Consider the following 26,402-nt stretch of genomic DNA (forward strand, 5'->3'; position numbering starts at 1 on the left):
CCGGTTTTAACCGGGCGTTTTGTTATTGTTTCACTTGCCTCGGAATTAACGTCAAATGACTGATAATATTCATAAACATCGCATTCTTATCCTTGATTTCGGATCGCAGTATACGCAGCTGGTAGCACGTCGCGTACGTGAACTGGGCGTCTACTGTGAACTGTGGGCATGGGATGTTACTGAAGCACAAATCCGTGAGTTCAATCCGAGTGGTATCATTCTCTCCGGTGGCCCGGAAAGCACCACCGAAGACAATAGCCCGCGCGCACCAGAATACGTCTTCGAAGCCGGTGTACCGGTCTTCGGCGTATGTTACGGCATGCAGACCATGGCGATGCAGCTGGGTGGTCATGTTGAAAGCTCTAACGAACGTGAGTTTGGCTACGCACAGGTTGAAGTGAAAACCGACAGCGCGCTGGTTCGCGGTATCGAAGATGCACTGACCGCAGACGGTAAACCGCTGCTGGACGTGTGGATGAGTCACGGCGATAAAGTTACCGCCATTCCTGCGGACTTCGTGACCGTTGCCAGCACCGAAAGCTGCCCGTTCGCTATTATGGCTAACGAAGAAAAACGCTTCTACGGCGTGCAGTTCCACCCGGAAGTGACCCACACTCGTCAGGGTCTGCGCATGCTTGAGCGTTTTGTTCGCGATATCTGCCAGTGCGAAGCGCTGTGGACTGCGGACAAAATTATCGAAGATGCGATTGTGCGCATTCGTGAGCAGGTGGGCGATGACAAAGTCATCCTCGGCCTGTCCGGTGGCGTTGACTCCTCCGTTACCGCGATGCTGTTACACCGTGCTATCGGCAAAAATCTGACCTGTGTCTTCGTAGATAACGGCCTGCTGCGCCTGAACGAAGCTCAGCAGGTTATGGACATGTTCGGCGACCACTTCGGCCTCAACATCGTTCACGTGGAGGGTGAAAAACGTTTCCTGGACGCGCTGGCGGGTGAAAACGATCCGGAAGCTAAACGTAAAATCATCGGCCGCGTATTCGTTGAAGTATTCGATGAAGAAGCGCTGAAGCTGGAAGACGTGAAGTGGCTGGCCCAGGGGACTATCTACCCTGACGTTATCGAATCCGCTGCTTCCGCGACCGGTAAAGCACACGTCATCAAATCTCACCACAACGTGGGCGGCCTGCCGAAAGAGATGAAGATGGGCCTGGTTGAACCGCTGCGTGAGCTGTTCAAAGATGAAGTGCGTAAAATTGGTCTGGAACTGGGCCTGCCGTACGACATGCTTTATCGTCACCCGTTCCCGGGTCCAGGTCTGGGCGTCCGCGTGCTGGGTGAAGTGAAGAAAGAGTACTGCGACCTGTTGCGTCGTGCGGACGCTATCTTCATTGAAGAACTGCACAAAGCCGACCTGTACAACAAAGTGAGCCAGGCGTTCACCGTGTTCCTGCCAGTGCGTTCCGTTGGCGTGATGGGCGATGGCCGTAAGTACGACTGGGTAGTTTCCCTGCGTGCTGTTGAAACCATCGACTTTATGACCGCACACTGGGCGCACCTGCCGTACGACTTCTTGGGCCGCGTATCCAACCGCATTATCAACGAAGTGAACGGCATTTCCCGCGTTGTTTATGACATCAGCGGTAAACCACCGGCAACGATTGAGTGGGAATAATTTCCCCTTTGCGTTAGTGCTAAAAACCCTCTGCTGAGCAGAGGGTTTTTTTATGCCCGCGATTCACGACGCAGCATGAACATCAGGCTGGGCTCTTCTCCCGGTACATCATCAATCTCTCTTATCAGAGTCAGGCCACATTTTTGCAGCACTTTCTGTGAGGCAAGATGATTCTTGCGCACAATGCCGACGAGATCCTCAAGCTTCAGCGTATTGAATGCGTAGTCGATAGCCAAAAGTGAAAACTCGGTCGCCAGCCCATTTCCCCATGCTTCAGTGGCAAAGCGATAGCCTAGATTGTTTACGGTGCCGTCAGGATATTCCACGCGGCGCAATCCGCCGAAGCCGATGACATGGGAGGGGGAGTCCCGCAGGCTGATGGCCCAGTTGCCGAAGCCGTGAAGGGCAAAATGTTCAAGCCAACCCTCCAGCACGCGACGGGAATGTGTGATATCCACGTGTGGGCCTGCGGGATTAAATCTATTGGTTGCTGGATCGCCGTAGATTCGATACAGCGCGTCGGCATCGTTTGTCGTCACCGGGCGGAGGATGAGGCGTTCAGATTGCAGGTGCATGGTGATTATCCTTGTCGATTAGCGTGGCTATCGGGACTGTTTTTTTGTCTGCTTAGACTGACATATTGCTATCGACACCGCCAGCCCGGCCACGATGGTCGCCAGCGCGGCAGAGATCGCTAGACTTCCCTGTATCCCCACCGTCTGGTTTAACCAGGCATAAGAGAATGGCGATGCGGCGGCCAAAAGTTGGGCCGGGATCAGTAACGTGCCGGTGCGTCGGGCATACTCTTCGGCGCTGAACAGCTGTAGCGGCAAAGTGGCCTTAAACACCGTTGTCAGGCCGTTAATCGCTCCGTAGCCAAACACAAATCCCGTTGCCGCCCAGAGGGTGTATCCGCTGCTCATGCCGAGGGCAAAGCAAAATGGGATGAGTAGAGTGGTGACTAGCGTGAGCCTCATCGGCGTGAGCGCCGAGCCGGAGGCGACTTCCAGAAAACGCGCGCCGGTTTGTCCTACCCCCCACAGCATGCCGATTGCAACAGGTAGGCCGTGATTGGCGATAAATTCCGGTAGATGCGTTGAGGTACCGTTGGAGATAAAGGTCACCAGCGCGATGAGCAGGGCGTAGAGTAATCCAATACGGCGCTCGTGAGCCGAGCTTTGAATTGGACGATGCGCGGCTGAAAACGGCGGCTTTTGATTGGGCATCCACCAGAGCAGCAGGGCGCTACATAATCCCAGCAGACTATAGACCAGCAGCGCGTCGCGCCAGTGGATGACCGTCAGCAGAGACTCACCCAGTGGCCAGAATAGCGCAGAGGCGAGACCTCCTGCTAAGGTGACGCGGGAAATAGCAAGTCTGGCCCGCTGGCCATACAGATTCACCAACGCTGAGAAGAGTCCGTCGTACAGTGCCAGTCGCATGCCGCAACCGGTGATGAGCCAGGCGGTGTACCAGCCGACCAGCGTATGGGTGGCAGACATGATGAAACAGCCCGCTGCGATCATCAGCGTTCCACCAACGACGACGCGTTGGCCGCCAAATTGGGCCAATAGGCGGGCAACCCACGGGGAAACTACCGCCATCATCAACATCGCCAGCGTGAGACCGAAGTAGATATAGGTAGGCATCCAACCGGTATCCAGTGCGATGGCGCGAGCAAAAGTGCCGGGAAGATAGAAAGAAATCCCCCAATTAATGAGCTGATTGCCACCGGCGGCGAGGGTTACGCGGAGCGGTACGGCTGCTGATTTCATTATATTCTCGCAAGTTATACAGTTGCTGGCAGCATAACGTGCACGCTATTGTGCAGGCAGGGCCCTCCGTTTATGACCTGAATAAGAGAAACTTTGAATGACGACGCTGAATCTGGGAAATCTGGCGACCTTTCGCCTGGTTGTGCAGCGCGGCAGCTTTTCGGCGGCCGCAGAAGTACTGGGGATTTCGCAGCCTGCCGTTAGCCTACAGGTGCGTCAGCTTGAGCAGTTTCTACAGACGCGGTTGCTTGAACGCACTGGGCGGGGCATTAAGGCAACATCGGCTGGGCTGACGCTGTTGCTGCACGGTGAGCGTATCGATCAGGCGGTGAATGAAGCGGTCCAGTCGGTTAATGAATGCAGTGGGAGCGTCAGTGGTTCGGTGTCGATAGGAACCGGGGCGACGGCCTGCATCCACCTGCTTCCCCCATTGTTACAGCAGCTTCGTGAACGTTATCAGCGATTGACGGTTGGCGTGACCACTGGCAATACGCCGGAGATCGTCCGGGCAATTGAAGAGAACCGACTCGATCTTGGCTTGGTGACTCTACCTGTCAGTGGGCGAAATCTGGAGGTGATGCCCGTGCAGCGCGAGGAATTCGTGCTGATCATTGCCCCACAGCTCAATAAGCATTCTTTGCAGGTCACACCTAACGGGCTGATGGCCTTGCCGCTGATTGCTTTTGAACAGGGCAGTGGCACCCGTGACCTCATCGATGACTGGTTTCAGCATGCGGGCATTCAGGCCAGACCGGTTATGCAATTGGGCAGCATTGAAGCGATTAAACGTATGGTAAGTGCAGGGCTGGGCTACAGCATTATTCCCCGGATGGCTGTAGAGGCAACGCGCGATCGAGAGGGGCTGCATGTTTGTTCGCTTACACCACCGCTGTATCGACAACTCGCGGTGGTGATGCGTCAGGACAGGGTGCTCAGCAAAGGGATTGCCGAGATTGTTCGTCTGCTAAAAAGCCCTGCTTAGCTTTGTGAGTTAATCGACGAGCTTTAATGGAGCGGGGACATTGGCAGCGACTTTTTTGACGTGAATATCCATCTGTGGATAGGGCAGGTCAATATGGTTGGCGTCCAGCGCCTCTTTGATTTTCTCCAGCATGTCGTAATAAGTATTCCAGTATTCAGCATTGGGTACCCATACGCGGACGTAGAAGTTCAACGATGAAGGCGCGAGCTCTCCCAGGCGCACGACGAAACCACGGCTTCGATCAATGCGATGGTCCTGCTCAATAATGTCCGTAATGACGTTTTTTACATCGGCAATCCGGCTGCGGTAGCCGACACCGATGACCAGATCGATGCGGCGCATTGGGTGGCGAGAGTAGTTGATGATATTGTCGGCGATAATTTTACCATTAGGGATGACAACCGATTTACTGTCGCCGGTCAGTAAGGTGGTTGAGAAGATATGCACTTTTTCAACCGTACCGATAATGGTGCCAATCTGTATGATTTCACCCGCGCGGAAAGGGCGTAGGGAAACCAGCATGACGCCAGCGGCAAAGTTAGACAGAGAGCTTTGTAACGCCAGACCAATCGCTAAGCCTGCTGCACCAATCACGGCAATGATGGATGAGGTTTCAATGCCGATACGGCCAAGCGCGGCGACGGTAAAAAATGCGAGAGTGATATAGCGGACCAGAGCGGTAAAAAATTGCACAATGGTGATATCGACGCTTCGTCTTATCAGGAGTTTTTCCAGCCCATGAGCGAGTAGGCGAGAAATATATTTACCGACAAACAATAAAATGAAAGCGGCCACAATGCTCCAGCCGAACTGGATGACCGTGTCGCTGTGCTCAAAAACCCACTCAATACTGCTTCTTATTTTCGGGAATAATGCAAAACCACTCATGGTATTACCTTGCCATATTTAAAAAATATATATAAATATTCAATTAAAAATTAAGCCGCATATGAATAAATAATATTCTATATGCCGCTTATATTTTCAGCTGTTATGAATTAGCGGCAATTAGTGCCGTATTGGTGTTTTTTATGTTCAATAAATAGCAACAGAAAAAATCTGCGGAATGGTGAGGCTAAGCAGGAATTAAAGATTGAGTAATTGTGCGAAAAAGAGGGGGAAGCGTGTGCGAAAGCGTACTAGACATAGGGTAAAGGAACTCAAATCCCTTACCGGATGGTTAATCGTTCTTCGTTAGCCATCCGGTAAGGAATCTTGATACAGATGAAGTGACGGCGGATCTCAATTTTCAGCGATCGTCGGTTTGCGCTGGAGGAGTCTGCTGTGACAGGCTGGTTTGCTGGGATTCTTTTTTATCCTGGTGGTGATGCCACGCACCGATAGAGGAGTAGATGAAGCGGCCGAAGAAGAAGATAAAACTGATAAGCAGTACGATTCGGATCATGCGACCGTTAAATTGGTGTCGTTTTCGTAGGCTGGTAACCTGGCTCACAAAGGGGTCCTTAAGCAATGCCCATGCAAGGGCGATTACTACATTAACGCACAGAGTTGCGTAAGGGTCAATTGCAGGGAATGTAAAAAACCGTCAGGAATAATATTAATTAATGTTATATAAGGTATTAATCATATTCACAAACATGAAATTATGCCTGCGTCATTGCACGAAATAGTGATTTATTATTTAGATGTGCATATTTTTTTGACGCATATCAAACTTCATTCGTAACCGCTAACTAAAATATTTCCTCTGACCCGCGTATTATCTTTTCTCGCGGATTTTCTAGCCAGGGTGGATGCCTGTCTAAAAATACCCAGCAGGATTTGGGGTATCCATTGAGTCTCTATGAATTTCTGTAAATGCTATAAGCAATATCGCGATCGTTGGTGGGGCCTGCCCCTGGTTCTGCCTCTCCTGATATTACCCATAATTAAAAACGCAAATACCTACACCTATGTGGGTGGCGGTAAGACTTACCTTTATTATCTTCCGTTACCTTTTCTGCTGTGCATGATGTTGTTTTTTGGCTGGAAAGCACTACCTGGGCTCATTGCGGGCGTTAGCTGTTTCCTTACTCGAGACCTCAGTACCGCAGAAGAAATCGGCATTACGCTGCAATTTCTTATTCCTACGCTGGTGGCCTGGGGCGGTTATCAATATTTCAATGACGGGCGGAGAATGATTTCGCACGGCGACACACGTCTGATGGCGAATCGGTTACTCTGGCAGATGTTTGTTCCCGCCTCGTTGTTTATGTGCCTGATACAGTTCACGCTGTATATCGGTGTGTATCCGAGTCTTAGCGACGTGCAGTTGGCATCACCGCTAACTGAACGTAATTTGATTAACTACCAGTCGCTGCTGATGGGCTATCTGACAGGCGTGCCGCTGTGCTATTTACTGATCCGGCTTATCCGTAACCCCTACTACATTCGGGGCTTCATCTCTCAGGTACGACTCGATTTCGACCCGAAGGTGAAATGGCCAGAAATGCTGGTATGGGGAGCAGTGGTACTGGGAATCTTCTCCATGCTGATGGTTCCGCTGAATAACACTAGCACCATTTTTAGCACCAACTACACCATTTCGTTGCTGCTGCCGGTGATGCTGTGGGGCTCAATGCGTTTTGGCTATCGGTTTATTTCCATCGTCTGGACGTTGATGCTGATTGTGGCTATTCACTACCATCATCACTTCGTACCTCATAACGCAGATTACAGTACGCAGTTGGCTATCACATCGTCCAGCTTCCTGATTTTCTCGTTTATTATTGCCTATATGGCGATGCTCTCTAGCCGCCAGCGTGCGATTCATGAACGAGTACGGCGTATGGCCTTTATCGACCCAGTCGTCAATTTGCCGAATATGCGGGCGTTGAGCCGGGCAATTAACAAAACGCCGTGGTCGGTACTGTGTTTTTTACGTATGCCAGACCTTGAAATCCTCGCGCGTCACTATGGAATTATGCTGCGTATTAACTACAAGCAAAATCTGGCGGAGTATCTGCGCGACGTCTTACGGCCTGGCGAAGGAGTCTATCAACTGACCGGTAGCGATCTGGCGGTAAAGCTGCATACCGAATCCTATAAAGAACGGATTGATGAACTTTATGCCCGTCTAAAAATGTTTCGCTACAGCTGGAATGGAATGCCGCTACAGCCGCAAATAGGGTTGAGCTACTGCTACATTCAGGCACCAATCGCACATCTTCCGCTAATGCTAGGTGAACTCAATACGGTGGCTGAACTGTCGCTGGTCACCGATCGTCCGGAAAATATGCAACGGCGTGGAGCGCAGCATCTTCAGCAGGAGCTGAAGGGAAAAATTGCGATGATGGTCCGGGTTCAGCAGGCGCTGGAAACCGATGGTTTCCGCCTGATGGCACAGCCTATCGTTGGCACCCGCGGAGATGATTATCATGAAGTTTTGCTGCGGATGTTGGGGGATGACGGTGAGCTCATTTCGCCCGCGTTGTTTTTACCCGTCGCACACGAATTTGGCATGGCATCACGTATCGATCTGTGGGTGCTTGAGCATACGCTGCGCTTTATGGCCAGCCGCCGCGACAGTCACCCTGGATTGCGTCTGGCGGTGAATCTGTCGCCGTCGACGGCCAGCGGGCTGGGCTTTGCGCGTAAAGTAGGGCTGCTGCTCAATGAATACAGCATTGAAGCGTGGCAGCTGGTGTTTGAAATTACGGAAAGCCACTCGCTGGTTAACGTTGAGCAAGCGCGGCAGACCTTACGTGAATTGCAGGAGCTGGGATGTCGGGTAGCGATTGATGATTTTGGTACCGGCTACGCCAGCTATGCGCGATTGAAGCATATCAGCGCGGATATTCTCAAAATTGACGGCAGCTTCATCCGCAATATTGCCACCAGCAGTCTCGACTACCAGATAGTGTCGTCAATCTGTCATTTGGCGCGGATGAAGAAAATGCGTTTGGTGGCGGAATTTGTTGAGAATGAAGAGATTCGTACGGCGGCAATCGCGCTAGGTATTGATTACCTTCAGGGATATGCCATCGGTAAGCCAGCTCCTCTGGAGGAGCTGGCGATGCCGGAACGAGAGGTTAAGGTATCAAGCGGCGACCACTTCGTCGGGCGCACGCTCCTCAGTGATTTTTAGCAGCCAGCCGGTGACGCTCTCCCAGTACTGCTGCTCTTTCTCCAGATCGAGCAGTACCAGCGCGTTCTGGGAAAACCAATCGTATGGGAAACAGAGCGTCCAGTGGTTAGCCTCAGTGGTCAGCTTCAACGTTGGCGGCGTTGTGGTCGCCTGCCGCTGATTGTTCAATAGCACGCCCAGGCGCAAGAGCTGAATCATTGGCAGGAACTGCTTCTTCTTGAATAGCGTGAAGCGTGGCAGTTCATCAAGCTTGATGGCTTTGCGATGGAAGCGCACCAGCGTTGCCATCAGGTATTGTTGCTCCTGATTAAAGCCGGGCAGGTCGCTGTTTTGCAGAATATAGGCCGAATGACGGTGCATCCCGCTGTGGTTAATGTTCAGCCCCACTTCATGCAGCATGGATGCCCACTTCAACAGCGCGGTCAACTGTGGGTTACCCAATTTTGGATTCTGCTCCAGCCATTGCTCGTAGATATGCGTAGTGGTTTCCAGAACTCGCTGTGCCTGCTCACGATCGATGTTGTACTGGTTTGCCAGGCTTTGCGCTGTACGGCTACGGACGTCCTGATGACGGAAGCGGCCTTCCATTTCATACAGTACGCCTTCACGCAGCGCGCCGTCTGAAAGACGCAGCTCTTTAATGCCTAGTGCGTCAAACACGCCGCAGAGAATAGCCAGCCCCGGTACGAAGACGTATTTACGCTCTTCAGAAAGGCCTGGCAGACTGAGTGAGTTGAAGTTTTTACTCTTCAGCACTTCTTCAACCAGCATTTCGAGGCGCTCAGGAGTGATAAAACCGTCCTTCTCGCCCATTGCTAGCAGCACTTCATGGGCCGCTTTAATGGTGCCGGAAGCCCCCATCGCCACATTCCAGCCCTGAATGCGGTACTGCCATGCCAGCGTTTCCAGCTTCTGTACTGCTGCAAGGCGTGCGCGCTGGAAGTTTTCCCGGTTGATGGTACCAGCGAGGAAGAACTGCTGGCCGAAGCTCACGCAGCCCATACGACGACTTTCAACCAACATCGGTTCGAAGTCTTCGCCGATGACCAGTTCGGTAGAACCGCCGCCGATATCAATGACCAGCTTGCGGCCTTTTTCCGGCTGTGTGTGCTCAACGCCCATAAAGATCAGACGCGCTTCCTCATTCCCGGAAATGATTTCAATTGGGTAGGGGATAACTTTTTCCGCGCGCTTCAAAAACTCGGTGGCGTTTACCGCCTGACGTAACGAGTGCGTGCCGACGATACAGACGCTGGAGGCGGAGAAGCCTTGCAGTCGCTCGGCAAACAGCGACAGGCAGCTTAGACCACGTTCCATTGCATCTTCGCTCAGCATGTTGTTCTCATCCAGACCATCGGCCAGATGAACGCGCTGTTTCAGACGGCCGATAATCTGCATGGCGCCATCAACCACGCGTGCGATGACCATATGAAAACTGTTTGAACCAAGATCAACCGCCGCAAACTCCTGCGGCCGGGGTGCTTTGCTTTTTATTGGCATAGGTTAGTCAGGCTGTTCAAGTGATTTGAGATAATCGTAGATCGCTTGCTGCGCGCGGACTTTACGTCGGTTACCACGCGGTACATAGCGATTACTCAGTTCTTTATCGACATAACGGGCTTTTACCGTGTCGCTAAACAGGATATCGATAATATCGAGGATCCGTTGTTTGAGACGCGGGTCGAGTAGCGGTGCTGCGACTTCAATACGGTAATCAATATTACGGGTCATCCAGTCAGCGGAGGAGAGATACACGCGTTTATCGCCGCCGTTATCAAAAATATAGATCCTGTCGTGCTCAAGGAAACGGTCAACGATGCTGATCACACGAATATTATCGCTGATCCCTTCTAATTCGGGAATCAGAGAGCACATTCCGCGGATCAATAGGTTCACCTGCACGCCGGAACTGGATGCGGCATACAGGCGATCGACCAGCCCTTTATCCACCAGGTTGTTGAGCTTAAGGGTTATCCCCGCCGCTAACCCGTTCTGGGCATTGGCAATTTCCTGGTCAATCATGCTGTACAGTAGACGACGGGAGTTTTGCGGCGACACCAGCAGGTAGTCGAAGCTCACCGGACGGTACGGGTTTTCGATAAAGTTAAATACCCGGCGCACTTCGTTGGTAATGCGTGCATCGGCGGTTAACAGAGAATAGTCGGTATAGATACGGGCGGTTTTTTCGTTAAAGTTACCGGTACCGATGTGGGCATAGCGCACCACGTCGTCACCTTCTTTACGCGAAACCAGGAACAGCTTAGCGTGAATTTTTAGCCCTGGTGCCGAGAAGATTACGTGCACGCCAGCCTCGGTGAGGCGCTTCGCCCAATGAATGTTTGCCGCCTCATCAAAGCGCGCCTGCAGCTCAACCACCACGGTCACTTTCTTGCCGTTATGGGCGGCATGAATCATGGCATCGATAATCCGCGAATCTTTGGCGACGCGATAGATATTGATTTTGATGGCCAGCACGTTTGGATCGAACGAAGCCTGGCGCAGCAGTTCCAGTACGTGCTCAAAAGTGTGGTACGGATAGTAGAGCAGCACATCGCGTTCGCGAATAGCATCAAAGCCGTTGCGGAATTTATCAAACCAGACATGACGCAGTCGTGGCATCGGTTTGTTGACCAGGTTGGCTTTGCCGACGTTCGGGAAGCCAATAAAGTCTTTAAAGTTGTGGTAGCGGCCGCCAGGCACGATGGAGTCATAGCGCGAGATAGTAAGTTTTTTGCGCAGCATTTCGACCATCGCATCGGGCATATCGCGCTGATAAACGAAGCGTACCGGCTCGGCGGTCAGACGCTGCTTGAGGCTTGAGGACATCAGCTCCATCAGACTCGATTCCATTTCGTGCACCAGATCGTACTCGGCGTCGCGGGTCATCTTCATCGAGTAGGCATTCAGGGCATCGTAGTCGAAGAAGCCTTTAAAGATATCATCCAGACAGTAGCGCAGGATGTTATCCAACAGGATCATTGGCTTACGGCGACGCGGCGTTTCCGGCGGCAGATTGACAAAGCGCGGTACTTTATCCGACGGGATTTCCAGCAGCGCATAGTTAATTTCATCGCCGCGAATAATTTCCACCGCCAGGTAGGTGTAATCGTCCTTCAGGAACTGCACCAAATCGGTTTCCCGGTTCAGCAGAATTGGGGTGATATGCTGGCGTAAATGTTGTTTGAAATAGTGGCGCAGCCAGCCTTGTTGGTTAACGGAAAGCTGACGTTCGTTAATCAGAAAGATTTGGTTGCGTGCCATTTCCAGCAGCAGTTCGTTGTACAGGCCATCAAACTCCTGATCGGCTTTCAGCACGCGTGCCTGAATCCGGCTCAAAAGGTGGCGGGAATGTGTGGTCACACCCTGTTCTTCGCTAATGATAATCCGCCGCTTAAGTTCAGCGAAGCGGACCTTATAGAACTCGTCGAGGTTGTTGGAGTAAATTCCCAGAAAACGCATACGCTCAATCAGCGGATTGCTTTTGTCTGCCGCTTCCTGAAGGACGCGCTCGTTGAATGACAACCAGCTTAGTTCTTTTTCGATGTACAGTTTTTCCTGACCCATTACTACTCACACTCCGGTTTGTTCACGGGACGCGGCAAAGTCGTCTCACTGTTTATATTGCTAGCTTTGCCGGACGATGTCCAACTGTGTCAGCTAAGTATGACAGTTATCCTATTTTCCATGAGAAAATATTCATTATTCTTTTTGATATCTAAGTCTTTTTTACCGATTTCACTAACGCTAAATGGGCAGATTACGGGCATAAAAAAGAGGGCCATAGTGGCCCTCCTGAAATCGTGTATCGGTGCGATGTTATTCGTCCGCCGCGTAGCCAGCTGGGGGCAGCCTGACGCCGTCCATCCATGCATGATTATCCTGCATTTTCAGCCGCCCTTCGAGGAACCAGCCCACCACCAGCGGGTAGATAGCATGTTCCTGAACCTGCACTCGCGAGGTGATTTCGTCTTCGTCGTCACCGTCGAAAACCGGCACTTTGGCCTGTAAAATCACCGGCCCGCCGTCCAGTTCTTCAGTGACAAAATGCACCGAAGTACCGTGTTCGGTATCGCCGTTTTCCAATGCCTGACGATGGGTGTTCAGCCCAGGATATTTTGGTAGCAGGGAAGGGTGAATGTTGAGCAATTTACCCTGATAGTGCTGAACAAAATCGGCGCTAAGAATGCGCATATAACCCGCCAGCACCACAACATCGGGGGCATAAGCGTCGATTTCATGCATCAACTCGCGGTCGAAGGCTTCCCGGCTGGCAAACTGGCTAGCCGCCAGCGCATGCTGAGGGATACCGGCTTCACGCGCACGCTCAAGACCGAACGCATCGGCCTTATTGCTGAAAACCGCCCGAATGGTGCCATTAATCCTTTTTTGCTCACAGGCGTCGATAATTGCCTGTAAATTGCTGCCGTTGCCGGAAATCAGCACCACGATGTTTTTCATTTATTCGATGACCACACGCTGTTCGGAATCAGTGGCTTTGATATAGCCGATTTTCCACGCGTTTTCACCTTTTTCGTTCATCAGCGCAATTGCTTTGTCTGCCTGGTCGGCGGCCAGCGCAATCACCATACCGACACCACAGTTAAAGGTGCGGTACATTTCGTGACGGCTTACGTTACCGGCATCCTGCAGCCAGTTGAAGACCGCTGGCCACTGCCAGGAGGATTCGTCGATGACGGCCTGGGTGTTATCTGGCAGAACACGTGGGATGTTTTCCCAGAAACCGCCGCCGGTCAGGTGCGCGATAGCGTGAACATCAACGCTGGCAATCAACTCGAGAATAGATTTTACGTAGATGCGGGTTGGCGCCAGTAGATGGTCGGCCAGCGTTTTGCCTTCCAGCTGCGTGGTGTCAGGGTTACAACCGCTGACTTCCACGATTTTACGCACCAGCGAGTAGCCGTTAGAGTGCGGGCCGCTGGAACCCAGGGCAATCAGCACGTCGCCGTCGGCAACTTTGCTGCCGTCAATGATTTCAGATTTTTCGACCACGCCCACGCAGAAGCCGGCAACGTCGTAGTCTTCGCCGTGGTACATGCCCGGCATCTCGGCGGTTTCGCCGCCCACCAGCGCACAGCCGGACTGCAGACAGCCTTCGGCAATCCCGCTGATCACGCTAGCGGCGGTATCGACGTCCAGCTTACCGGTGGCATAGTAGTCGAGGAAAAACAGCGGCTCGGCGCCCTGGACCACCAGGTCATTAACGCACATGGCGACCAAATCAATACCGATGGTATCGTGACGTTTTAAATCCATCGCTAAGCGTAACTTTGTGCCAACGCCATCAGTGCCTGAGACCAGTACCGGTTCGCGATATTTTTGCGGCAGCGCACACAGGGCGCCGAATCCACCTAATCCACCCATCACTTCCGGACGGCGAGTTTTCTTCACCACCCCTTTGATACGGTCAACCAGAGCGTTTCCTGCGTCAATATCAACACCGGCATCTTTATAGCTGAGAGAGGTTTTGTCGGTCACTGCTAAGTCTCCACGCGTTTGCGTTAGCAAGAAAAATCGGCGCAATTCTATCAGTCCAGGCAAACGTTTGCGAGCCTATTCTGCACCCATTTTTTAACACCTGATTTTTACGCCTTTTCAGTCAGTAAATCGGTCAAATATGATACTGCTCACGAAAATGAAACCGGGTACATCCTTGTCCTTGCATCCACCGCACAGAATCCACATCATATGACTGAAACCGGTTTCTGTTTTTTGTTACAGATGCCCAACTCATTGAATAGCATGCGGCCAGAAGGGATGAATGGAATGAAAATCGCTGCCTTTGATATTGGTGGTACGGCGTTAAAAATGGGTGTAGTGGACAGCAACGGCGAACTGCTGGAAAAGGGAAAGCAGCCCATCAGCGAGAGCGATGGGGAGCAAATACTTGCCGCCATTGAAGCCTGGATTGCCGCTCACCCTGAATGTACCGGCGTCGCCATTAGCGCTCCGGGCTACGTTAACCCGCACACCGGTTTTATCGAAATGGGTGGGGCGATTCGCCGCTTCGACAACTTCGCCATTAAAGAATGGCTCGAAGCGCGCTGCGGTTTACCGGTTGCCATTGAAAATGACGCCAACTGTGTGCTGCTGGCCGAACGCTGGCAGGGCAAGGCGGCTGAAATGGCAAACTTCCTGGTACTCACTATCGGTACGGGTATTGGTGGCGCGATTTTCTGTAATGACCAACTGGTACACGGCGCGCGCTTTCGCGCCGGTGAATTTGGCTATATGCAAACCTCACGCCCCGGCGGTCGCGATGTGCGCCGCTACACCATGAACGAAAACTGTACTCTGCGCGTTTTGCGCTATCGCTACGCGCAGCACTTGGGCAAACCGCTGGACGACGTGACTGGCGAAGAAATTTTCGACGGTTTTGATGCAGGGGATGCTGTTTGCCAGCGATTGGTGGCGGAGTTTTTCAACGGCCTTGGCACCGGACTCTACAACCTGGTCAATCTGTTTGACCCACAAACCATTCTCATCGGCGGCGGCATCGTTGAACGCCCCGGTTTTCTGGCACTCATGCGTGAGCATCTGGCCTGGTTTGGCATCGCCGACTACATCGATACGGTCAGCCACGGTAATGACGCCGGGCTGATTGGCGCGGTTTATCATTTCAATCAGCAATACTCGCAGCGATAACTTACTGATTAACGAGGGAAAGATATGTCTGGATTTAAAGCAGGGTTTCTCTGGGGCGGCGCGGTAGCTGCGCATCAACTGGAAGGCGGCTGGAAAGAGGGCGGCAAGGGCGCAAGCGTCGCGGATGTGATGACTGCCGGTGCACACGGCGTCCCGCGTGAAATTACCGACGGTGTGCTGCCGGGGAAAAATTACCCAAACCATGAAGCCATTGATTTCTATCATCGCTACAAAGACGATCTGAAGCTGTTCGCTGAGATGGGATATAAATGCTTCCGTACTTCTATTGCCTGGACGCGTATTTTCCCTAATGGCGACGAGCTGACGCCGAACGAAGCCGGTCTGCAGTTTTATGACGATCTGTTCGACGAATGCCTGAAGCTGGGTATCGAGCCGGTGATTACGCTGTCTCACTTCGAAATGCCTTATCATCTGGTGACCGAGTATGGTGGCTGGCGTAACCGTAAGCTGATTGAGTTCTTCGTCCGCTTTGCGAAAGTGGTGTTTACCCGCTATCAGCACAAAGTGAAGTACTGGATGACGTTTAACGAAATCAACAACCAGGCCAACTATCACGAGGATTTCGCGCCATTCACTAACTCCGGTCTGAAGTATCAGCCGGGTGAAGACCGTGAGCCAGTGATGTATCAAGCGGCCCACTACGAGCTGGTGGCCAGCGCTTTGGCGGTGAAAGCGGCACGTGAAATCAATCCTGCACTGCAGGTGGGTTGCATGATTGCGATGTGTCCAATCTATCCGCTGACCTGTGCGCCAAACGATATGATGATGGCGATGAACGCCATGCATCGTCGCTACTGGTTCACCGACGTGCACGTGCGCGGCAAATATCCACAGCATCTGCTGAACTACTTTGAACGTCGTGGTTTTGAACTGGATATCACGGAAGAAGACCGCCAGGCGTTGACACAGGGCTGCGTCGACTATATCGGCTTTAGCTACTATATGTCGTTCGCGACTAAAGCGACGGCAGATAACCCGCAGCTGGACTACGATGAAACCACCAGTCTGGTCTCTAACCCATACGTACAGAAATCAGATTGGGGTTGGCAAATTGACCCAGTCGGCCTGCGCTACTCGCTGAATTGGTTCTACGATCACTACCAACTGCCGCTGTTTATCGTTGAGAACGGTTTTGGCGCCATCGACGTACTGGAAAAAGACGGTACGGTAAATGACCAGTATCGTATCGACTATCTGGCGGCGCATATTGCTGAAATGAAGAAAGCGGTTGTTGAGGACGGTGTGGATCTGATGGGGTATACCCCATGGGGCTGTATCGATCTCGTATCCGCCGGTACCGGCGAGATGAAAAAGCGTTACGGCTTTATCTATGTCGATAAAGACAACGAAGGTAACGGTACCCTGGCCCGCAGTCGCAAAAAATCTTTTGCCTGGTATCAGCAGGTCATTGCGACCAACGGCAGTGAGCTTTAACTCTCTGAATATGAAAAGTAAAACCCCGCTTGTCGGGGTTTATTTTTATCCTGACTTATACTTTCAGCAGCCCCATTCGCCGCTTTGATTGATCCTGGTCAAGCATCATGGGTATGGCGTCATCAAAAAAAAGCGGTATAATCCGGCGATTTTTTTTGTGGCTGCCCCATTCAAAGGAGAAAGAGAATGAAGATTGTGGAAGTTAAACACCCACTCGTCAAACACAAGCTGGGCCTGATGCGCGAGAACGACATCAGCACCAAACGCTTCCGTGAACTCGCCTCCGAAGTCGGTAGCCTGCTGACTTATGAAGCCACCGCCGGTCTGGAAACCGAAAAAGTGACTATCGAAGGCTGGAACGGCCCGGTAGAAATCGACCAGATCAAAGGTAAGAAAATTACCGTTGTGCCAATCCTGCGCGCAGGCCTGGGCATGATGGACGGCGTACTGGAAAATGTTCCAAGCGCGCGTATCAGCGTTGTCGGCATGTACCGCGACGAAGAAACCCTGGAGCCGGTACCTTACTTCCAGAAACTGGTTTCCAACATTGATGAGCGCATGGCGCTGATCGTTGACCCAATGCTGGCAACCGGCGGTTCCGTTATCGCCACTATCGACCTGCTGAAAAAAGCGGGCTGCTCCAGCATCAAAGTGCTGGTACTGGTTGCGGCACCGGAAGGTATCGCAGCGCTGGAGAAAGCGCATCCGGATATCGAACTGTATACTGCGTCAATTGACCAGGGCCTCAACGAGCACGGATACATTATTCCGGGACTCGGCGATGCCGGTGATAAGATCTTTGGTACTAAGTAAACGAAAAAATAAAAAGAGCCGACTTTGAGAGTCGGCTTTTTTTTGAATAAAAACAACTGGGCTAACTACACAACAGAGGAAACACACCATGACGCGCCGTGCCATTGGGGTAAGTGAAAGACCACCGCTTTTACAAACTATCCCGCTTAGCTTGCAGCATTTATTTGCCATGTTTGGCGCAACCGTGCTGGTGCCGGTTCTCTTCCACATTAACCCGGCTACCGTGCTGCTGTTTAACGGCCTCGGTACGCTGCTGTATCTGTTTATTTGTAAAGGTAAAATCCCGGCTTATCTGGGCTCAAGTTTTGCCTTTATCTCTCCGGTATTGCTGCTGTTACCGTTGGGCTACGAAGTGGCGCTGGGCGGCTTTATTATGTGCGGCGTGCTGTTCTGTTTGGTCTCCTTCATTGTGAAAAAAGCCGGTACCGGCTGGCTGGATGTGATGTTCCCTCCGGCGGCGATGGGCGCAATCGTTGCCGTTATCGGTCTGGAGCTGGCGGGCGTTGCGGCGAATATGGCCGGCTTGCTGCCACCAGATGGTCAATCTGCTGATTCCAAAACCATCATCATTTCTCTGGTCACGCTGGGCGTAACCGTTTTTGGCTCCGTCCTGTTCCGTGGCTTCCTGGCGATCATCCCGATTCTCATCGGTGTTCTGGTTGGTTACGCGCTCTCCTTCGTGATGGGTGTCGTCGATACCACTCCAATCGCCGAAGCGCACTGGTTCGCGCTGCCAACCTTCTACACTCCACGCTTTGAGTGGTTTGCTATCTTCACCATTCTCCCTGCAGCGCTGGTGGTCATTGCTGAACACGTCGGTCACCTGGTGGTGACGGCGAATATCGTGAAGAAAGATCTGATTCGCGACCCGGGCTTGCACCGTTCGATGTTTGCTAACGGCCTGTCCACCGTGATTTCCGGTTTCTTCGGCTCTACGCCAAACACCACCTACGGTGAGAATATCGGCGTGATGGCGATTACCCGCGTGTACAGCACCTGGGTTATCGGTGGTGCGGCGATTATCGCGATTCTGCTCTCCTGCGTCGGTAAGCTGGCGGCGGCTATCCAGATTATTCCACTGCCGGTCATGGGCGGCGTTTCTCTGCTGCTGTACGGTGTGATTGGTGCATCCGGTATCCGTGTGCTGATCGAATCGAAAGTGGATTACAGCAAAGCGCAGAACCTGATCCTGACCTCCGTCATTTTGATTATCGGCGTGAGTGGGGCGAAGGTGCACATTGGTGCCGCGGAGCTGAAAGGCATGGCGCTGGCGACCATCGTCGGGATCTGCTTGAGCCTGGTCTTCAAGCTGATTAGTGTACTGCGCCCGGAAGAAGTGGTGCTGGATGCTGAAGATAGCGATCAAACTACCCATTGATCCTAAAGCCGGGCGGGATCGCCGCCCGGTTCTCTAGACGCTTATTTCTGTGTTAAACTCACCGGGTTTTTTCGTAAGCCCATGTTGAGGTCTCTCTGAACGCACCGGCACAGCTCTCTTTGCCACTTTATCTTCCCGATGATGAAACTTTCGCGAGTTTCTGGCCGGGTGATAACCCCTCTTTACTTGCAGCCGTACAAAACGTATTGCGACAGGAACACAGCGGATACATCTATATCTGGTCGCGTGAAGGCGCTGGCCGCAGCCACCTGCTGCATGCTGCCTGTGCCGAACTGTCTCAGCGCGGTGATGCGGTAGGCTATGTACCGCTGGATAAGCGCACCTGGTTTGTGCCGGAGGTACTTGATGGGATGGAGCAGCTTTCTTTGGTGTGCATCGACAATATCGAATGTGTCGCCGGTGATGAGCTGTGGGAGATGGCAATTTTCAATCTGTATAACCGGATCCTCGAATCGGGCAATACGCGGTTATTGATAACCGGCGATCGGCCGCCGCGCCAGCTTAATCTGGGCCTGCCCGATCTGGCTTCTCGCCTCGATTGGGGACAGATTTATAAGCTTCAGCCGCTATCGGACGAAGATAAGCTGCAAGCGTTACAGCTACGTGCGCGCCTGCGAGGGTTCGAAATGCCGGAAGACGTGTGCCGTTTTCTGCTTAAGCGCCTGGATCGTGAAATGCGTACGCTGTTCTTAACGCTCGATCAGCTCGATCACGCTTCCATTACCGCTCAGCGCAAACTGACTATTCCATTTGTGAAAGAGATCCTTAAGCTCTAGTACGCGAAAAGGCCTGATAAGCGTGATCCCCATCAGGCCTTTCGTCATAACGCGATACCTTATTCTTCCATCGCCAAATCGTTTAACAGATGCTGCATCAGCAGTGGAATGGGTCTGCCAGACGCGACGCTTTTCCCGCCTTCTCGCCACAGCGCCGTGCCGCTGACATCAAGATGTGCCCATGGAATATTGGCCGGACAGAAGTGGTGCAATAGCCACGCGGCAGACGCGCTGATTGCCGCATTATTGGTTGGCGTGTTGCACAAATCGGCAATGGCGCTTTCGGTTTGTTTTTTCAGTCGCGCATCCAGCGGCAGCGACCACACTTCATCACCGCTCTGTTCTCCGGCGACGGTCAGGACGCTTCGCAGTGCGTTGTCCTGCGTCATCAACCCGCTCAATTCGTAACCCAGCGCTTTGACGACGGCACCGGTTAAGGTGGCTAAATCAATGATGTAGCGCGTCTGCTCATGGCGCTGACTGGCCCAGGCAATGGCGTCTGAGAGCACCAGTCGACCTTCGGCATCGGTGTTGTTGATCTCTACCGTCATGCCGTTACAAGCGCGAGCCACGCTACCCGGCTGCATGGCGTCAGGCCCGATAGCATTTTCCGCCAGCGCCAGCACGCCCATGACGCGCACTGGCAAACTTAGCTCGGCAATACTCAGCATCAGCCCAAGTACGTTGGCCGCGCCGCACATGTCGTACTTCATGGTGTACATGCCCGCGCCTTCTTTCAGCCACAGCCCGCCGGTATCGAAGGTTACACCTTTACCGACGTAGCTACGTACTGGGCCGCTGCTGGCTCCATCGTAATGAATTGCCAGTAGACGAGGCGGGCGGTTTGCGCCTTTACCTACCGCATACAGAAGACCAAGGCCTTGTTCAACAATGGCGTGTTCATCCAGCACCTCACAGCGCAGGCTAGGGAAGGCGGCACACAGCCGCTGAGCTTCCTCCACCACAAACTGTGGTGTGCACTGTTCAGAGGGGATATCCGCCAGCCGACGTGCCGCAACCATGCCGTTAGCGATGGCCTGCTGCTGGCTGAAGATGGTCTCCAGACGCGATGCGTCGGTGCCCGCGCAATAAGCGTTGATACGGCGAAGACGCACGCTGTCGCCAGGCAGTTTTTTTAATCCCAGGTCGGCTAAGTTGTGTGCCTGGTTGAATAAAAAACGCAGCGTTTTCACCAGTACCGTGTCATTAATATTGGCGCAGTCCAGCAGCACGTCATCACAAACCGGAGTAGCAAACAGTGGGCGCAGATGCGTCAGCAATGAGTCGGTTAGGCTATCTTGCCATGCGCTCAGTGGGATCAGAGTGATACGCGCAAATGGGCCGCAGCCGAAGTGAGTATCCGCAAGTTTTCCCTGTTCTGCCTGGGCCGTCATTTCTGCGACAAGTGGGATGTCCTGTAACCGCTTTTCCTCAAACAGGGGGCTGCCGGGGAAGGTGATAAGATGGCCCTGAGCAATGTCGCTGGATAGCGACGTGCATAGACGGTAGTTAATCATTTTTTACTCCTCGATGGGGGCGCGGATGCGATCGGCATAAGCCTGCATCCAGGCATCGTCCACCGGCTGGTAGTGGGTTTTCTCTTTTACGCGTTCCGCACGGAAAACCGTTAGCGGCTGGGTGGCGGTCGCCACGACAAAAGAGAAGGTCTTAATATTGGTAGCTGCGCCGAACTCGCCTTTACGGTTCATACAGACCACGGATAGGTCCCCCGCGCGGCCAAAGCGTGACATCAGCTTATCTTCCAGTTCGCACACCACGGAATCTGCCGCCTGCTGCGGGGTCATGCCTTGTTCCATACGACGGACGATTTCATAGCTGGTGCAGCCTTTCATCAGATCTTCACCGACACCGGTGGCCGTCGCCGCACCGATTTCGCTGTCACAGTAGAAGCCAGAACCGATAATCGGCGAGTCGCCAATACGCCCGCGTTTTTTCATAAACAGGCCGCTGGTGGAGGTGGCCACGCTCATCGAACCTTGCTTATCCAGTGCGATAACGCCGACGGTGTCATGACCGTCATACGGGCTAAGCCCTTTATCCAGCGTTTCGCGGCAGCGCTTACGGTAGTGCTGCATTGCCCGCTCGGTGAGCATCTTTTTATCGCTAAACCCCTGACTCAGAGCCCATTCACGCGCTCCCTGGCCGACCAGCAGCGAGTTATAACGCTGGCGACCCAGAGCGTGGGCCACTTTGACCGGGTTGGCGATATCGACCAGATTACCCACCGCGCCGAAGGCTAGCGTGTCGCCGTCCATCCAGGCTGCGTCGAGTTCGACTTCGCCGTTCTCGGTCGGCAGGCCGCCGTAGCCAACCGACTTGTAGAATGGAAAATCTTCGACGGCAACCACGGCGTCTACCACCGAGGTTGCTGCTTTATTTCCGCTAGCCAGCGCCGTGGCTGATTCGCTAACCCCTTCCAGCGCCATACGCCAGGTTGCAATTATTCCCCACATCTCTTACTCCTGTTTTGCTAGCGTATTGGATCCCTGAGCTTCACTCATTTCTGCACTACGGTACTGCTTGTCGAGAATGCGCATGAACGGCAGATAGAGCATCGCGCCAATCAGCAGATTCAGTATTTGCATCACACTCCCGGAAATATGCCCGGTAACGATAAATCCGCTGATGACCGGCGGCAGCGTCCACGGGATAAAGACCCCGGTGGTGACAGCTACCATGCCGATTTTCATTGCCACATATTGAATGGTGACCAATACCAGCGGCACCAGGTTGAACGGAATCAGCATGATGGGGTTCATGATAACCGGCAGACCAAACAGTACCGGTTCGTTGATGTTGAACACCGATGCCCCCGCGCCAAGACGTGCTACTTCGCGCATGCTTTTACTACGGGCAAAGATAAGCATGGCGATGACCAGCGACAGCGTCGCCCCGGCACCGCCCATCCAGATCATGTCGAAGAACTGCTCGGTAATAATGTGTGGCGGCGTGACGCCGGCCTGAATGGCGGCGATGTTATCGGTTTGGTTTTCCATCCACAGTGGGCGAATGATGCCGTTGACCATTGAGCCGGAGTTAATCCCCACCGACCATAAAATGGTGATGCTAAAGACGGTCATCAGCGCGCCAAAATAGGACGTACCGAAATGGCGAACCGGCGTGGCAACCACCTCATAAATAAACTGATGGATGGTTTGATAGTGGGTGTTTTCAAAACCGATACGAATCGCCAGCACCAGAATCATGACCAGTAGCGCCGGGATTAACGCCGCGAATGATTCCTGCACTGCAGGCGGCACGCCTTCTGGCATCTTGATGACCAGTTTTTTGCGCTTCAGCCAGCAGAACAGCTCGGTCCACAGAAGAGAACCAATCATGGCGACAAACAGGCCTTTAGTCCCGATCCACTCCACCGGCATCACGGTGATACCGCCGTTATCGGCGACTTTGATAAATGGCGTTAGGATCAGGAAGCTGACTAGTGCCAGGATGCCGCATGAGATCCGATCTCCCTCATAATGCTCAGCCAAACGATAGGCGACAAGGAAGCTGATAAATAGCGACATGGTGGAGAACACCGCATTGAACGGGATCTCGATGATGGCACTCCAGTTGTCACCAAAGCTGTGAGACATAAATTGCTGATAGCTTTGATTCGGGAACGACGAAATGACCAGCAGGATTGAACCGACGATGATGAAAGGCATAAAGGATACATATGCGCCACGAATGGCACCGAGATGACGTTGCTGTGCGGTTTTCGCCGCAATCGGCATCAATTTCTCTTCTAAAAATCCCAGAACATTGTTCATTGTGAACTCCGTATAAGATTAACGGACATTGTGTGTGTTATGTATTAGAAAACGACGAAAGGATTATCGAAGAAAGCTAACGGCGGAAAGGTGAAACGGGTCACATCGTATCGACTTGATAGATATAAATCTCATATGATTGGTTATCGTTATAATTAAGGTTTTTATGGAAATAAAGCTGCACGCTAATGCAACAACGACACCCAGGGTCAGGAAATATCTACAGGAATCGGATAAAAGTGACCGCGAGCTGGCACGTGAGCTGGGTATTTCAGTAACAACGGTGCGGCGCTGGCGAAACCGGCAACAAACGGCCGATCGCAGTACGACACCCACGGTTGTACACAAAGCGATGAGACAAGAGCAGGTTGTGCTCATTAATGCTCTGCGGGAAATCCTCAAGGCGCCGCTGGATGACCTGCTGTTTATGGTGGTAGAGGGGCTGGAAATCCCCCTCTCTCGCGCCACCCTGAACCGTTATCTGAAGCCTTCCTATCATCGCGATTCACCTGAGAGGCTCTGCGGTAAAAAAGCGCTAAAGGCAGGGGTTAAGGCGCAGTCGCTAACGCTGCACTACCGGTTTTTATCGCTGCATATGGATGATGATGGCGACCATCATTTGCTATGGGCGCAGGAACCCGTAAGTGGCTGGTGTTATGCACGCGTTTATTCCGGGATGTCGGCTCCGCTGGTGGCTAACTGGCTGGAGGAAGTGTTGATGAATTTTCCGGGTGATATCCAATCTGTTGAGATACAAAGTGAAGATGGGTTGAGCGAGGGGCTGGTGAATGCGTTTAGAATGCATCTCGAAGATCGAGGGATTTCTGCACGAACAACATCGGTAACCACTAAGCGGTTAGCGGTGCAGGTGACGCTACCGCTGGCGGAGATTATTCCCGCCGCGCGAGTGTGTTCACCCGACGAGCTGGTCGTCAGGTTGTGCTTGATATTTAATAGCGGGAAAGAACAGAAAAAGCTGGGGAATATGACGCCGCAGGCTTTTTTAGACGCGCTGCGGCAGTAGCTAAGTTTAGCCGACGATTTCCAGCACCTGCTCCGGTGGGCGACCAATTCGCGCCTTGCCGTTATGAACAACAATCGGGCGCTCAATCAGTTTCGGGTTTTCTACCATTGCCTGGATTAATGCCTCTTCACTGAGCTGACTATCGGCAAGGTTCAGCGATTTATAGAGGTCTTCCTTTTGGCGCATCAGTTCACGAGCACTGGTCATACCCAGCATCTTGAGCAGTTTGCGCAGCGTCGTGGCATCCGGCGGTGTCTCCAGATAAAGCACGACGCTTGGTTCAATACCGTTGTCCTTCAGCAGACTTAAGGTCTCGCGGCTCTTTGAACAGCGCGGGTTATGGTAGATGGTGACCGAATCCGTCATAGTCTCTCCTGTTACATTTTCTGATAAGGGCGGAAGCGCTCTTGCAGCTGGCGTAGCTGGTCGATGCGGGCGTCGTAACGCGCCTGCTGGAGGCTACGTAATTTCACCTGCGCACTGGCGGCGCTCAGTAGCGAAATCGCCTGATCCAGCCGGCCAACCAGCGCCATGTTTTCGGCGCGGGCCGCTAACTCCTGGTCGCGGTTACCCAGTTTATTCTCCGCCTGAGCCAACAGATCCCAGCCGTTGGTATCTTCTTTATTCGTAAAGGTGTAGCGATTTAAAATGGTCGCGGCTTCTCCTGCCTGGCCCGCCTCAAGCAGGGCGTTGGCCAGGTTTAACTGCAACACCGGGTTGGTGCGCAGTTCGCGGGCATTCTTCAAACGATTGACCGCTTCCGCCGTTTTGTTCTGTCCGAGATCGATATCGGTGGCAAGATCGAGATACCAGGCGTTTTGCGGCTCGGCGCTTAACAGCGGCTGCAGTTGCTTGCTGGCCTCAGCATAATTCTTGGCTTCCATCGCCAGCAGTGCCCGGCCGTACTGAGCGGCATGCTGTTCGCGAATATTACCTTTTGACCAGCTATCGAGAAGGTCGGTTCCTAGCTGGTTTTTGCCGGAATTGTACATACCAAGCGTACGTGCTTTAGCGAAGTAGAAATCGGCTGAAGACTGTACCACGACCGGACGCATCTGGTTGGCGCGGTTACGCGCATCCGACAGGCGGCTTTCCGGGAGGGGGTGGGTGAGCAGCATTTCCGGCGGCCGCGATGAGTAGCGCGACTGATCGAGTAGTTTTTCCATAAAGGCCGGCATAGCCTGTGGGTCGAAGCCTGAACGCTGAAGCACCTGAATACCAATGCGATCGGCTTCTTCTTCGTTCTGACGAGTAAAGCTGATAATGCCCTGCTGGGTGCCAGCCAGAGTACCGCTTAACGCCGCCATACCGGCCTGCGGGCTGGCCATCGCCAGCAGGATAGAGCCCAGCGCGCCAACCCATGTCAGCGGGGCGTTACGCTTCTGATCTTCCATGGCACGCGCCAGGTGGCGCTGGGTCACGTGTGAAATTTCGTGCGCCATGACCGATGCCAACTGGCTTTCCGTATCCGAATAGCGGAATAGCGCGGAGTGCAGTACCACGTTGCCGCCAAAGAAGGCGAAGGCGTTAATGTCATCGTTGTTGATCAGGTAGAAATGAAACGGCGTGCGGACGGAGTAAGCGTGCGATACCAGCCGCATACCGAGAGAATTAATGTATTGAACTAACAGCGGGTCATTAATCAGCGGCGCGCTTCCGCGCAGTTGTCGAACATAGTAATCCCCCATCTGCATCTCCTGACCGATGGAGAGCGTGCTTCCTGCGGACGTGCCCATATCCGGCAGATTGTCCGCGGAGTCCGCAAATGCGGGGGCAATTTGACCGAGAGCAAGCGTCGCAATAAGGGATGCCAACAGCGTTTTTTTCAACTGCCTGAACATAACCTCTGTCCTGTAATGTGGGATGTGCCTGTTTTGACCAATAGCGTACCGTTACGTTCCGTAAAAAGCCGCTCTGCGAGTGTATCTATCTGCTTCGGCATTGAAAATGATAATTACATGATTGTGGGATAATTATAAAAAGCGGAGTCTTTTTTGTGAC

The 26,402-nt window shown here is 52.9% G+C and carries 22 protein-coding genes; 9 read left to right on the top strand and 13 right to left on the bottom strand.

Translation table 11 applies throughout. The features are described from left to right. The first annotated feature begins 55 nt into the window (after positions 1–55). A complete protein-coding gene (guaA, locus tag KP80_RS04045; RefSeq protein WP_052282305.1) occupies positions 56–1,633 on the top strand; it encodes a glutamine-hydrolyzing GMP synthase in 1,578 nt (525 codons plus the stop codon). Positions 1,634–1,683: 50 nt separating this feature from the next. Here the strand turns inward: guaA and KP80_RS04050 are convergent, their stop codons facing one another. Together KP80_RS04050 and KP80_RS04055 are read right to left on the bottom strand one after the other, a co-directional pair. After that, entirely contained in the window at positions 1,684–2,208 is a 525-nt protein-coding gene (locus KP80_RS04050; protein ID WP_052282306.1) for a GNAT family N-acetyltransferase, read from the bottom strand. Between the two features lie 27 nt (positions 2,209–2,235). Beyond that, on the bottom strand, positions 2,236–3,408 hold the full coding sequence (locus KP80_RS04055) for an MFS transporter (protein ID WP_052282307.1): 1,173 nt from the start codon (positions 3,406–3,408) through the stop codon (positions 2,236–2,238). Positions 3,409–3,505: 97 nt separating this feature from the next. On the opposite strand from KP80_RS04055, the gene KP80_RS04060 reads away from it, so the two are divergent. Next, positions 3,506–4,390, top strand: coding sequence for a LysR family transcriptional regulator (locus tag KP80_RS04060; protein ID WP_052282308.1), 885 nt, complete (start codon positions 3,506–3,508; stop codon positions 4,388–4,390). A 9-nt stretch (positions 4,391–4,399) separates the two neighbouring features. Here the strand turns inward: KP80_RS04060 and mscS are convergent, their stop codons facing one another. Together mscS and KP80_RS04070 are read right to left on the bottom strand one after the other, a co-directional pair. Next, a complete protein-coding gene (gene mscS / locus KP80_RS04065) occupies positions 4,400–5,278 on the bottom strand; it encodes a small-conductance mechanosensitive channel MscS (RefSeq protein ID WP_052282309.1) in 879 nt (292 codons plus the stop codon). Between the two features lie 361 nt (positions 5,279–5,639). After that, on the bottom strand, positions 5,640–5,843 hold the full coding sequence (locus tag KP80_RS04070; protein WP_052282310.1) for a YfgG family protein: 204 nt from the start codon (positions 5,841–5,843) through the stop codon (positions 5,640–5,642). Between the two features lie 351 nt (positions 5,844–6,194). Between KP80_RS04070 and KP80_RS04075 the strand changes: the two genes are divergently transcribed. Next, a complete protein-coding gene (locus KP80_RS04075) occupies positions 6,195–8,477 on the top strand; it encodes an EAL domain-containing protein (protein ID WP_052282311.1) in 2,283 nt (760 codons plus the stop codon). On the opposite strand, the gene ppx is transcribed toward KP80_RS04075, so the two are convergent. The 4 genes from ppx to purM form a co-directional block, all read right to left on the bottom strand. Then, positions 8,430–9,977 carry an exopolyphosphatase gene (gene ppx / locus KP80_RS04080; protein ID WP_052282312.1) on the bottom strand — a complete coding sequence of 516 codons (1,548 nt, stop codon included), beginning with the start codon at positions 9,975–9,977 and terminating at the stop codon, positions 8,430–8,432. The two genes, KP80_RS04075 and ppx, sit on opposite strands and share 48 nt — an antisense overlap. Before the next feature lie 3 nt (positions 9,978–9,980). Further along, positions 9,981–12,041 (bottom strand): polyphosphate kinase 1, encoded by a 2,061-nt coding sequence (ppk1, locus tag KP80_RS04085; protein WP_052282313.1) that lies wholly within the window; start codon positions 12,039–12,041, stop codon positions 9,981–9,983. Between the two features lie 252 nt (positions 12,042–12,293). Further along, the gene (gene purN / locus KP80_RS04090) at positions 12,294–12,935 is read right to left on the bottom strand and encodes a phosphoribosylglycinamide formyltransferase (protein WP_052282314.1); all 642 of its coding nucleotides are present in this window, start codon (positions 12,933–12,935) and stop codon (positions 12,294–12,296) included. Beyond that, positions 12,936–13,973, bottom strand: a complete 1,038-nt coding sequence (gene purM / locus KP80_RS04095; RefSeq protein WP_052282315.1) for a phosphoribosylformylglycinamidine cyclo-ligase — start codon at positions 13,971–13,973, stop codon at positions 12,936–12,938. It lies immediately after the preceding gene. A gap of 288 nt (positions 13,974–14,261) precedes the next feature. Here purM and bglK point away from each other — a divergent pair, with 288 nt between their 5' ends. The 5 genes from bglK to KP80_RS04120 all read left to right on the top strand — a co-directional run bounded on the left by bglK (position 14,262) and on the right by KP80_RS04120 (position 19,583). Further along, complete coding sequence (gene bglK / locus KP80_RS04100) at positions 14,262–15,140, top strand: beta-glucoside kinase BglK (RefSeq protein ID WP_052282316.1); 879 nt, start codon at positions 14,262–14,264, stop codon at positions 15,138–15,140. A gap of 24 nt (positions 15,141–15,164) precedes the next feature. Continuing rightward, positions 15,165–16,595 carry a 6-phospho-beta-glucosidase gene (locus KP80_RS04105; protein ID WP_052282317.1) on the top strand — a complete coding sequence of 477 codons (1,431 nt, stop codon included), beginning with the start codon at positions 15,165–15,167 and terminating at the stop codon, positions 16,593–16,595. Between the two features lie 186 nt (positions 16,596–16,781). After that, positions 16,782–17,408 (top strand): uracil phosphoribosyltransferase, encoded by a 627-nt coding sequence (gene upp, locus KP80_RS04110; RefSeq protein ID WP_035891452.1) that lies wholly within the window; start codon positions 16,782–16,784, stop codon positions 17,406–17,408. 88 nt (positions 17,409–17,496) lie between these two features. Further along, positions 17,497–18,786 carry a uracil permease gene (gene uraA / locus KP80_RS04115; protein WP_052282318.1) on the top strand — a complete coding sequence of 430 codons (1,290 nt, stop codon included), beginning with the start codon at positions 17,497–17,499 and terminating at the stop codon, positions 18,784–18,786. A gap of 95 nt (positions 18,787–18,881) precedes the next feature. Then, positions 18,882–19,583 (top strand): DnaA inactivator Hda, encoded by a 702-nt coding sequence (locus tag KP80_RS04120; RefSeq protein WP_072129040.1) that lies wholly within the window; start codon positions 18,882–18,884, stop codon positions 19,581–19,583. A gap of 59 nt (positions 19,584–19,642) precedes the next feature. Here the strand turns inward: KP80_RS04120 and KP80_RS04125 are convergent, their stop codons facing one another. From KP80_RS04125 to celB, 3 genes are read right to left on the bottom strand one after another with little or no spacing between them, the layout of a single operon-like run. After that, positions 19,643–21,100, bottom strand: coding sequence for a leucyl aminopeptidase family protein (locus KP80_RS04125; protein ID WP_052282320.1), 1,458 nt, complete (start codon positions 21,098–21,100; stop codon positions 19,643–19,645). 3 nt (positions 21,101–21,103) lie between these two features. After that, a complete protein-coding gene (locus KP80_RS04130; RefSeq protein ID WP_052282321.1) occupies positions 21,104–22,057 on the bottom strand; it encodes a N(4)-(beta-N-acetylglucosaminyl)-L-asparaginase in 954 nt (317 codons plus the stop codon). 3 nt (positions 22,058–22,060) lie between these two features. Continuing rightward, positions 22,061–23,377, bottom strand: coding sequence for a PTS cellobiose transporter subunit IIC (gene celB / locus KP80_RS04135; protein ID WP_052282322.1), 1,317 nt, complete (start codon positions 23,375–23,377; stop codon positions 22,061–22,063). 166 nt (positions 23,378–23,543) lie between these two features. Here celB and KP80_RS04140 point away from each other — a divergent pair, with 166 nt between their 5' ends. Beyond that, on the top strand, positions 23,544–24,401 hold the full coding sequence (locus KP80_RS04140; protein ID WP_052282323.1) for a helix-turn-helix domain-containing protein: 858 nt from the start codon (positions 23,544–23,546) through the stop codon (positions 24,399–24,401). 6 nt (positions 24,402–24,407) lie between these two features. On the opposite strand, the gene arsC is transcribed toward KP80_RS04140, so the two are convergent. Together arsC and bepA are read right to left on the bottom strand one after the other, a co-directional pair. Further along, a complete protein-coding gene (arsC, locus tag KP80_RS04145) occupies positions 24,408–24,767 on the bottom strand; it encodes an arsenate reductase (glutaredoxin) (RefSeq protein WP_052282324.1) in 360 nt (119 codons plus the stop codon). 11 nt (positions 24,768–24,778) lie between these two features. Further along, positions 24,779–26,242 (bottom strand): beta-barrel assembly-enhancing protease, encoded by a 1,464-nt coding sequence (bepA, locus tag KP80_RS04150; RefSeq protein ID WP_052282325.1) that lies wholly within the window; start codon positions 26,240–26,242, stop codon positions 24,779–24,781. Positions 26,243–26,402: the final 160 nt, after the last annotated feature.

Origin of the sequence: Kluyvera genomosp. 1, from assembly GCF_001266615.1 — a bacterium.
GTDB lineage: Bacteria > Pseudomonadota > Gammaproteobacteria > Enterobacterales > Enterobacteriaceae > Kluyvera > Kluyvera cryocrescens_A.